Consider the following 10,454-nt stretch of genomic DNA (forward strand, 5'->3'; position numbering starts at 1 on the left):
CAGCCTAAACGGGGCGCACCGACGCCTCGACGCCTTCGAAGTCGGCGCTTCTGGCAGTGTCGGCCCACCGCTCGACCTCGGCCAGACCGCGCTGGTACACGCCCGAGATCCGCTCGACCGCCTCACGCCCGAGCGGCAATCGCAGCGGGACCTCGTCGCTGTGGGCGATGGACACGATGATCTCCGCCGCCCGCGCGGGGTCGCCTTCCTGGCGGCCGTCGACCCCGGCCATGTCCGCGCGGATGGGGGCGAGCATGTCGCGGTAGGTCTCGGACGCCGCGGCGAACTCCAGCACGTCGCCGGCGTTGAAATCGGTGCGGAAGCGGCTGGGTTCGACGAGCATCACGCGGATGCCGAACGGCGCGACCTCCCCGGCCAGCGCCTCCGACCAGCCTTCGAGGGCGAACTTCGACGCGGAGTACGCCGACACGCCGGGGAAGGACATCCGCCCGCCCTGGCTGCTCATCTGCACGATCGTCCCGGTGCCGCGCTCGCGCATCGCCGGCAGCGCCGCGCGGACGAGCGCGGCGGGGCCGAACAGGTGCAGGTCCATCAGCTCGCGCAGCTGCGCGTCGCCGACCTCCTCGACCGCTCCGACCAGCACCCGGCCCGCGTTGTTGACCAGCACGTCGAGCTGCCCGAAACGGTCGAGGGCGTCACGCACGAGGTCTGCGGCGGCGCCGGTGTCCCGGGCGTCGTGCTTCACGACCAGGAAGGTGTCGGGGTACACCGCCTCCAGGTCGGTCATGCTCTCCGGGCGGCGCACCGCCGCGACCACACGATCGCCCTTTGCCAGCGCCGATTCCGCCAGTGCGCGTCCGAAACCGCGGGACGCGCCGGTGATGATCCAGGTCTGTGTCGTCATGCCGGTGACGCTAGGGGTTCGAGCGCGCTCGAACGCAAACCGTCCCGCATCGGACGACGCCGCGAACCCGTCGAGCGAGTGGGATCAGCAGACGGCGCCCGGGACGGACTCGCCCGCGACCGAGCCGAAGGCGTCGGGTTCCAGTCACCTCGCGACTCATCGAGAGCCACTAGCGGTCTTCTGTTCCAGATTCTCCCCGGCCGTGATCGCGACAGCGCAGGTGTGCAGGTGCTCCAGCATCAGCCGGGCGGACGGCGTCAGCGGGCGCCGGGCCGGCAGGGTGACGCCGACGGAGCGTCGTACCGACGGCAGCGGCACGGACAGGGGCGCGAGGTCCCGGTCGGTTCGTGCCACCAAGGCCGGCAGGGCGGCGATCATGTCGGTGTCGCGTACGAGCGCGCGCACGGTGAGGATCGAGGTGCACTCGACCCGGTTCTCGGGCAGCCGCAGTCCCTGCCCGCGGAAGACCTCCTCCAGTTCGCGGCGCAGGGAGGTCTGCTCAAGCGGCACCACCCACGGGTACGTCAGCAGATTCGCGAGACTCAGGTCGGGAACGTCATGGGCGGGATGCCCGGCGCGGGCGACAAGCCGGACGGGCTCGCTGTACAGGGTGATCTGGCGGAGCGCGGGCTGGTCCTCGATCACGTTGAGGCGGCCGAGGATCATGTCGATCTCGCCGTCGAGCAGCCGGGGGACCTGGCTGTCGAAGGTGGCCTCCTGCACGATCACGGTGATGCCGGGCCGGCTCGCCTTGAGCGCCGCGATGGCCTTGGGCAGCAGCACGCTCGAGCCGGCCAGCAGGGTGCCGAGCGTGACGGTGCCGGCGTCGCCGTGGGCGAGTCCGTGGATGCGCTCCTCGGCACGCCGCAGCTCGGCGAGAACCGTACGGGCGTGATCGAGAAAGGCGTCTCCGAACAGCGTCGTATGCACCCCGCGTGGGCCCCGGACGAACAACTCGACGCCGAGGATCTGCTCCAGCTCACGCAACGTGCGAGTGACCGCGGGCTGGGCCAGGTGCAGGTGCTCGGCGGCGCGGAGCACGCTGCCGTGTTCCGCGATCGCCACGACGAGGACGAGGTGCCGGAGTTTGAGGCGTCCGTTCAGCAGGTCCATCGAACGCGACCTCCTATTATTGGATGGTGATAGTTCGCGCGGAAACTCGCATTGGCACGTTATAGCCACCCCACTTCATCACACCTGATGTCCGGCATCCGCCGGATCATGTCGGGCGGCGCCCGCATGAGCCACCACCTGCTGCCCCCCGGCACAGCCGTGCCCTGGTCCGCGCCGACTCGTCCCGGCCGCCGACTTGCACGGGCATGGCCGGCGGCCAGGGACATGAGCGTCGCAGACCAGGGCACGGTACTGAAGATCCCTCGCCGAGCAGGCGAGGGATCTTCAGCGTCGGACCATCAGATCCGGGCGCCGGCGGGACGGACGCCGACCCGGTAGTCGGCGACGCGCAGGATCTCATCAGCGTCATCGAGCGGTGGGTAGATCCGCTCACGGTTCGTGGCCATCTTGCGGGCCTTCGCCTTCTCGCCGGTGCTCTCGATCATGCGATCCCAGCCGCTGGTCAGCACCGCACCGGCCGCGCCGAGATCGACGCAGCACGCGTACGGAGCCGGGCTGAACTCGGCGAGGGGCAGCCCGAGCAGGTCGGCGACGGCGTTGTGGCCGGCGTACTTGCCCAACGGGATGGCGTGCTGACACGACTGCAACACCAGGTGGCCCGGATCGGCTTCGGCCGCGGCGGTGTCCCCGGCCGCGAACACCTCGGGCGCCTCGGCGACACGGAGGTGTTCGTCCACCCGCAGCCGATCCAACCGGTCGCGCCAACCCGGGATCTGCGCGGTCAGCGGGCTGGCCTGTACGCCCGCCGTCCACACGACAGTGCCGGCCGCCAGCTCCGTGCCATCGGCGAACCGTACCCTTCCAGGCTCGACCGAGGCGATGCTCTGGCCGAGCCGCACCTCGACGCCCAGCCGGTCCAGCGCTTCGGTGATGGCCGGCCGGGGACCGGGGCCGAGCTCGGGCCCCACCGCGTCGGCCCGTTCGACCAGTACGACCCGAGGCCGGTCCGCCGGGCCGCTCATCTCGGCCAGCCGGCCGACCATCTCGGTGGCGACCTCCAGCCCGGTGAAGCCGGCGCCGACGACCACGACGGTCCAGCGGCCCGGGCCCGGGGGGCAGGTGCGCAGATGCTCTTCGAGGGCGACGGCGGCCTCTACCGTGTCAACGGAGTGCAGGTGCTCGGCGCCGGGCAGGGCGGGGCGGCGCAGCCGGCTGCCCGCGGCGAGAATCAGCCGGCGGTACTGCCACTTGGTGCTGCGGCCGTCCGCGTCGACCGCGGTCACCGCCCGGTGCACCGTGTCGATCGTGGACACGGTGGCGGCCACGCGGTGCACGCCGATCGGGCCGAGGATCCGGTCGAGCGGCACCCTCATCAGATGCGGGTCGGCCTCGTACAGCCGTGGGCGGATCACCAGGTCGTCGCCCGGTGCGACGAGGGTGATCGACAGGTCCACGTCGTTGTCGGTGCGCATCCGGGCGGCGGCCGCGGCGCTCCACACACCGGCGAAACCTCCACCGATGACAAGAACGTCCTCCACTGGGGGGCTCCCTTCAGTTATCGGATCTTACGTAGGGTGGCCGACACGGTTCATCACGTGTCGGCCACCCACGGAGTGGAAGACCATCAGTGAGCCGGCCGGACGAGAGGCGCCCCATCGGCCCGCGCTTCGGCCGCGCGTCGGCCCCGGTCGATGACGGGCGCGATCCGGAACAGGCCGATCGCGGCGGCGATGCTCACCACGCAGACCACTACGAGGTAGACACTGATCGGGGTGGTGGTACCGTACGCCGCGAAGAGTGCTGTGGAGATCAACGGTGCCGTGCCGCCGAGGAGTGAGCCGAGCCCGAGGATGACACCCATGCCGGAGTACCGCATGGCCGCGGGGAAGACATCGGCCATGATGCTGCCTTGCAGGGCATGGGAGATCGGCGTGGTCAACGCCATGCAGAGGAAGGCGATCATCGCCGACGCCGTGGTGCCGAGATCGAAGATCGGGAAATACACGGCGGCCGCTAGCAGCAGGACGAAGCTGCCGAAGAGGAACACTTTCCGCCGTCCGTACGTGTCGGCGACGCGTGCCCAGACGGGGATGGATGCCAGCCAGAGCACGCTGCCGACGGTGACACCCAGCAGGAGCGTCTGGCGGTCGAGGTCGAAATGTGTCGGGCCGTAGGACAGCGAGAACGCCGTGAAGACGTACGAGCAGCTGGAAGCGGCGGTGACCATGAACACGGTCAGGATGATCCCGAGCCACTGGCCGCGCAGCGCTGCCCATCCAGGTATGGCGATGACCTCTCCGCTCTTGCGAACCGTCTCGAAGCTGGGCGACTCGGCGATACGCAGCCGGATGACGAGGCCGATCACGATCAGCACGGCACTGAGCAGGAAGGGCACTCGCCACACCCATGCGGTGAACGCCTCGTCCGACGACAGGGAGGTGGTGAGGAAGTAGACGAGGTTCGCCAGAACCAGGCCCGCGGGAACCCCCATCTGGGGGAACCCTCCGAACAGGTTGCCGCGGTTGCCCGGCGCGTGTTCGACTGAGATCAGGACGGCGCCGCTCGACTCACCGCCGAGGCCGACCCCCTGAAGCAGGCGGAGGACCACCAGCAGGACCGGAGACCAGAGCCCGATGGCGGCGAACGTGGGCAGGACACCGATCAGCGTGGAGGCCGCTCCCATCATGAGCAAGGAGGTGACGAGCGTCGCCTTCCGCCCGATACGGTCGCCGAAGTGCCCGAAGAGGAGCCCGCCGAGGGGCCGGGCGAGGAAGCCGACGGCGAAGGTCGCGAAGGCCGCGAGCGTTCCGGACGTCGGGCTGAGGCTGGAGAAGAACTGCTTGTTGAACACGAGCGCTGCGGCGGTACCGTACAGGTAGAAGTCGTACCACTCCAGAGTCGTCCCGATCAGGCTGGCGATCGCGACTCGGTTCGGTCTGGATGTGGGGGTCAGTGATTCGGGTGTGCCAGGCGATCTGATCATGGCGTTTGCCTTTCGCATGAAGACTTGACATGTACGGCTAGCGGCCGCCCCCCTGAGCGCTGATGTTGTGCTTGGCTGATTGCTAGACAAGTGTTAGACCAGGCGATATGCACGTCAAATAGCTTTTTGGCGTTCAGCCATAACGAGACGTTCATGTCGGATCGCATCACACGGGCGCGTCAGTCCTGGGATGGCGCGGTCAGGAGTCGCCCGGTGACGCCGGCGAGCTAGCCGCGGTGGCGGAACTGTGATGCCACCCGGCTGGGGCCGACGGCTCGCGTGACCTGTCGGCCGGCCCGCCGGCACGAGGGCCTTGGTTCGGCCATATGGCCACCGTACTACCGTTCGTCCTGCCGTGGACCTCATCCTTGCAGGTCAAGCGGTATGTTCGTAATCACTGAGAGTTGCACCCCCCAGGATCACCCGCCGCGCACCGCGGCCTCCGGCAGGTTCGCGACCATCGCGTGGGCATCGGACCCGGCGTCGGCGTGCCCGGGCACCTGCCGGCGCCGGAACAGCATGCCCGGCCGGCGGGCCGCATCAGACCGGCCGCCGGCCCCAGGCCGAATGGCCACGGCTCGCGCTATCCCCTCTGTCAGGCGACGAGGTGGCGGGCGAGCTGATGGAGATGCGCACGGAATCTCCGCAGAGTGGCCGGTTCGGTGGGCTCGTGGCGCACCCCGGAGGTATCCACGATGCCCTTCTGGGAGAAGGCCAGGATGGTATAGGCGAATGTGCGCATGACCATTCCGGCGTCCAGATCATCGGCAATTGCCCTGCGAAACAAATTTATGGTCCGGCCGAGTTCGGGACCGCCGAACATGTCGTCCAGCCGGGGGATGTCGCTGGCGTCGGACAGCCAGCGCTGCATCCACAAGGCCCCGAGTTCCGGAGTCTCCATGCACAGATCCAGGTACTCGTCCAGCAGCAGGATCAGGCCGTCCAAGTCTGGGGTGTAGACGGCCTCGATGGCTCGGATGCGGTTGATTCGCCGCCAGTGCGCACGCTGCAGTACCGCCATGTAGATGTCGCGCTTGCCACCGTAACGCTCGGTGACCTCTGCGAGATCGACGCCGGCCGCTTCCGCGATCATCGTGTTGGTCACCGAGTCATAGCCGAGCCTGCCGAACAGCCTCCCGGCCACGGAGAGCAGCAGGTCGTCGCCTGGTTCGTCATTGCGGACCATGATGTCCCCCGGAGATCAGTCCACTTACCTCCCGCCCATGCTATGGGAAACTCCGCAAGTAAAATGCCGGCAAATCCGTCCTCAATTTTATAGAAAGCCGTACCCCAGGCCGGTGGAGTCACGAAAAAGGCAGAATCCGATTAGAACTGTCGTTGGGTTTGCGTTTAAGGAGGTGTGGACCCCCTCGCATGAGGACGAAGCCGCGAGCACACCGCAGGCCGACACGGCACAGAACGTCGAGCACGCCTGACCCTGCCACCGCCCAGTCAGACGGTCCGCGGCCGGATGGTCCGCGGAGTCATCGAAGGGGACGGGCGCGACCCGTTGGCCGCGCCCTTCGCTGCCGAGAACGTCCTACATCGATCTCGGACCTTCAATCCGTAGGTCAGTAACGGACGCGGTAGCGGATGTGGGTGGCCGCGGGGGTGTCGATCACTTCGACGATCTCCAGTTCGACCTCCGCCGGCAGGACGTCGAACAGCCGGCGGCCACCGCCCAGCAGCACCGGGACCAGGTGGACCTGCACCTCGTCCAGCACCTTGGCCTCCAGTGCCTGCTGCGCCGTGTAAGCACCGCCGCGCACCTGCACGTCCCGGTCTCCGGCGGCGGCCTTGGCCTGGGCCATCGCGCTCTCGATCCCGTCGGTCACGTACGTCACCATCGGATAGCCCCAGCGGGCGGCCGGCCCGGGCGGCCGGTGACTGGGCACGAAGATCGGCAGACCGCCGTGATCGCCGCCCCAGTGGTCCATGAGCTCGGCGGTCCGCCGTCCCGCGAGGACCGCACCCGCCGCCTTCCATTCGGCGTTGAACCGCCCGACGGGATCGGACGGGCCGCCGGCGCCGGCGTCGGCCCACTTGTGCAGCCGCTCGCCGTCCTCACCGCCGAGGAAATCGTCGGGATCGGCGATGTAGCCGTCGAGCGACATCGACATGTCGAGCACTGACACGGCCATGTCAACCTCCAGTGGTGTCGATCCGAACCGGTGAGGCGAAGATCGGCCCGAACCGGAGAGGTCCGGAATGCTCGCCAGCCTGGCGATGGCGGGTGGCAGAGTTGTGACACTCGGGTGAAACTTGCCACTGGTGCGAGGGGGTGACGTTCCGCGTGCTGACCGTCGACGTGCTCGGGCCGCTGCGCGTCACCGTGGACGGGCGGCCGGTGGAGCTGCCGGCCGGGCGGCTGCGCGCGCTGCTGGCCGTGCTGGCGATGTCGGCGGGCCGCACCGTCCCGACGAGCAGGTTGGCGACCGCGGTCTGGGGCGCGGACACGCCCGGAGACCCGGGGACAAATGTCCGGACGAACGTGAAACGGCTGCGTCGCGCCCTGGGTCCGGCGGCCCCGCTGGTCGTGGCCGGGCCGGGCGCATACCGGCTCGCCGTCGACCGGGACGGTGTCGACGCCCTCCGCTTCGGCTGCCTGCTGGACGAGGCCGCCGCGACGCCCGACCCCGTGGTCGAGCAGTCCCGGCTGGCCGCCGCGCTCGCACTGTGGCGCGGCACGCCCTTCGACGGAATCGCGTCCGACTGGCTGGAGCAGTCCGTGGCGCCCGCGCTGCAGGAGCGGTACCTGACCGCGCTGGAGCGGCGGGTCGACCTGGGCCTCGCCGGCGGAGCACCCCCCGGCCCGGCCGAACTCGCCGAGTTGGCCGGGTTGGCCGAGCGGCATCCGCTGCGCGAATCCCTCTGGGCGCGGCTGCTGCGGGTGCTGGAAGCGGCCGGCCGTCCCGCCCAGGCGCTGGAGCGGTACGAGTTGATCCGGCGGCGGCTGGCGGACGAGCTCGGCGCCGACCCCAGCCCTGAACTGCGGGAGCTCCACGCCACCCTCCTCGCCGGCGGCGTCCCGCGCGGTGGAGGCGCGGTGCCCAGGCAGTTGCCCGCCGCCATCGATGGTTTCGCCGGGCGGGTGGCGGAGCTGGCGGCTCTGGACGCGCTCCTGCGCCCGCCGGACCGGGCCGGGCCGGACGGGACGAGGGCCCGGTCGCCGCTCACCGCGGTGATCACCGGCACGGCCGGGGTGGGGAAGACCACGCTGGCCGTGCAGTGGGCGAACCGCGTCGCCGACCGCTTTCCGGACGGTCAGCTCTGCATCGATCTGCGCGGATACGGCCCGTCGGGAGAGGCGGTGTCCTCGGCGGCGGCCATCCGCGAGTTCCTCGACGCCCTGCAGGTTCCGCCGCAGCGGATCCCGGAGGGCCCGGCCGCCCAGGCGGGGCTGTACCGCAGCCTGCTGGCCGGGCGGCGGATGCTGATCCTGGTGGACAACGCCCGCGACGCCGACCAGGTCGTCCCGCTGCTGCCCGGGACGCCCGGCTGCCTGACCATCGTCACGAGCCGCGATCAGCTGGCCGGGCTGGTCATGAGCCATGGCGCGCATCCGATCACCCTGGGGCTGCTGCCGCCGGACGAGGCCAGGCGGTTGCTGGCTCTCCGGCTGGGCGCCGACCGGATCACCGCCGAGGCCGAGGCGGCGGAGGACATCGTCGCTCGCTGCGCCGGGCTGCCGCTGGCGCTGGCGATCGTCGCCGCCCGCGCCGCCATCCATCCGGCGCACCCGCTCGCCGCCCTCGCCGACAAGCTCCGCGACGGCCTCAGCGCCCTGGAGAGCACCGCCGACATGCGGGCGGTCTTCTCCTGGTCGTACGAGGCGCTGAGCGACCCGGCGGCACGGCTGTTCCGGCTGGTCGCCGGGCTGCACCCCGTCCGGGACGGCACGATCGCGACCGCGGCGAGCCTGGCGGGCGCCCCTGCCTCGCGGGTGCGCGCGCCGCTGGCCGAGCTGACTCGCGCCAACCTGCTCAGCGAGCACGTCCCCGGCCGCTATTCGTGCCACGACCTGCTGCGCGCCTACGCATCCGAGCTCAGCCAGGCCCACGACACGGACCGGGACGCCGCGCGATGCCGCTTGGTGGACTACTACGTCCACACGGCAAGCGCCGCCCAGCGGCTGGTCGGCGGAGATGTGGAGGACGGCATGGGCGCCGGCGCCGCTGCGCCCGGCGATCCGGGTGTCCGCATGACCGACTTTCCGGGACGCGATGAGGCGATGGCCTGGTTCGAGGCAGAGCGTCCGGCCCTGCTCGCCACCCTGGGTCTCGCCGAGGACCTTCGCCTTGACCGGCAGGTCTGCCGACTGGCCCGGGCATTGTTCGTGTTCCTGCACGGACGGGGCCACTGGCACGACCGGGCGGAGACACAACGAGCCGCCGTGGCCGCCGCGGGACGGCTGGGCGACCCGGTGGAGCAGTCGCGCGCGTACCGCAACCTGGCCTTCGCGCTGGCCGACCTCGGCCGCTTCGACGAAGCCCACCGCAGCCTCGACCTGGCCCTCGAACGATCGCATGACGACCTCGCCGGACAGGCATGGACGCATTACCGCCGCGACATCGTGTACGCCCTCCAGGGCCGGGAGGCCGACGCGCTCGACGCCGCGCGGCGCGCATACGAACTGTTCGACGAGCTGGGCGATCAGGTCGGCCGGGCCATCGCGCTCACCGACCTGGGCTGGTACCAAGGCCGCCTGGGAGACCACGGCCAGGCGCTTGAGTTGTGCGAGCAGGCCCTAGTCCTGCACCAGAAGCTCGGAAACCTCGCCTATGAGGCACACGCGTGGTCGTGCCTGGCCGACGTCCGCCTCCGGATGGGCGACCCCGCCCGGGCCATCCCCTGCTACCACCGGGCCGTGGATCTGTTCCGGAGATTCGACGACCCGTACGCCGAGGCCAGCACCCTCGCCCACGTGGGCGCCTGCCACCACCTCGCCGGCGACCTCGAAGCCGCCCGCGAGCAGTGGCGCCGCGCGTACGCCCTCCTCGGCGACCTCGCCTCCACCGCCGTCGACCAGATCCACACCCAACTCACGATCATCGATACGTCCGCCGCCGACGCGTTCCGCCGGCACCTGGACCCCTCGCCGGAGGTTGAGCGACGCCGGGTCGCCACGGGGAACTCTTGACACCCGCCGAAACCCCGCGACTACGTGCGCACGAAGCCTGGGCTCGCTTCCCTCGGGGCATCGGCTCGGCCGCATGGAGCGGGCGTCTTCGAAGGCATCGGCATCTTCGCCCATCTACCCACGGTGCCTCGTCGTCGCGGAGGCCGAATTCGCTTAGGATCTGGGGTTGGCACTGTACGCCGCATGACTGGGTGAAGGCCGATCGGGCGCGGTCCATTGCCGGGGCCGTCCATACCCTGTTCTCGGCGGCCAACGGCTCATGGGCGCTCTGCCGCAGCCCGGGACCGCTGACCGAGCGCGGGAAGAATGGATAGGTCCGAAGGGCCGGCAATCTTGCTGACCGCTTGGGCGGGCCATTCGGCGACACCGAATCGGATTTGGCAGCGAATGCT

General features: G+C 70.2%; 7 protein-coding genes. 1 reads left to right on the forward strand and 6 read right to left on the reverse strand.

The features are described 5' to 3' along the window. Positions 1-4 precede the first annotated feature (4 nt). The 6 genes from ACIWVC_RS23365 to ACIWVC_RS23390 all read right to left on the reverse strand — a co-directional run bounded on the left by ACIWVC_RS23365 (position 5) and on the right by ACIWVC_RS23390 (position 7,063). A complete protein-coding gene (locus ACIWVC_RS23365) occupies positions 5-865 on the reverse strand; it encodes an SDR family NAD(P)-dependent oxidoreductase (RefSeq protein WP_396454575.1) in 861 nt (286 codons plus the stop codon). 156 nt (positions 866-1,021) lie between these two features. After that, positions 1,022-1,978 (reverse strand): LysR substrate-binding domain-containing protein, encoded by a 957-nt coding sequence (locus ACIWVC_RS23370; protein ID WP_396449623.1) that lies wholly within the window; start codon positions 1,976-1,978, stop codon positions 1,022-1,024. Positions 1,979-2,277: 299 nt separating this feature from the next. Next, a complete protein-coding gene (locus tag ACIWVC_RS23375) occupies positions 2,278-3,477 on the reverse strand; it encodes an NAD(P)/FAD-dependent oxidoreductase (protein WP_396449622.1) in 1,200 nt (399 codons plus the stop codon). 86 nt (positions 3,478-3,563) lie between these two features. Next, complete coding sequence (locus ACIWVC_RS23380; RefSeq protein WP_396454576.1) at positions 3,564-4,922, reverse strand: MFS transporter; 1,359 nt, start codon at positions 4,920-4,922, stop codon at positions 3,564-3,566. A gap of 595 nt (positions 4,923-5,517) precedes the next feature. Further along, the gene (locus ACIWVC_RS23385) at positions 5,518-6,108 is read right to left on the reverse strand and encodes a TetR/AcrR family transcriptional regulator (protein WP_396449619.1); all 591 of its coding nucleotides are present in this window, start codon (positions 6,106-6,108) and stop codon (positions 5,518-5,520) included. Between the two features lie 385 nt (positions 6,109-6,493). Continuing rightward, the gene (locus tag ACIWVC_RS23390) at positions 6,494-7,063 is read right to left on the reverse strand and encodes a dihydrofolate reductase family protein (protein WP_396453164.1); all 570 of its coding nucleotides are present in this window, start codon (positions 7,061-7,063) and stop codon (positions 6,494-6,496) included. Between the two features lie 140 nt (positions 7,064-7,203). Between ACIWVC_RS23390 and ACIWVC_RS23395 the strand changes: the two genes are divergently transcribed. Beyond that, complete coding sequence (locus ACIWVC_RS23395; RefSeq protein WP_396453163.1) at positions 7,204-10,062, forward strand: BTAD domain-containing putative transcriptional regulator; 2,859 nt, start codon at positions 7,204-7,206, stop codon at positions 10,060-10,062. Positions 10,063-10,454: the final 392 nt, after the last annotated feature.

Origin of the sequence: Actinomadura sp., from assembly GCF_044508335.1 — a bacterium.
Taxonomy (GTDB): domain Bacteria; phylum Actinomycetota; class Actinomycetes; order Streptosporangiales; family Streptosporangiaceae; genus Spirillospora.

Coding starts and splice junctions, on each gene's coding strand:
- ACIWVC_RS23365 (WP_396454575.1), bottom strand. CDS start 865: ATGACGACACAGACCTGGATCATCACCGGCGCGTCCCGCGGTTTCGGA.
- ACIWVC_RS23370 (WP_396449623.1), bottom strand. CDS start 1,978: ATGGACCTGCTGAACGGACGCCTCAAACTCCGGCACCTCGTCCTCGTC.
- ACIWVC_RS23380 (WP_396454576.1), bottom strand. CDS start 4,922: ATGATCAGATCGCCTGGCACACCCGAATCACTGACCCCCACATCCAGA.
- ACIWVC_RS23385 (WP_396449619.1), bottom strand. CDS start 6,108: ATGGTCCGCAATGACGAACCAGGCGACGACCTGCTGCTCTCCGTGGCC.
- ACIWVC_RS23390 (WP_396453164.1), bottom strand. CDS start 7,063: ATGGCCGTGTCAGTGCTCGACATGTCGATGTCGCTCGACGGCTACATC.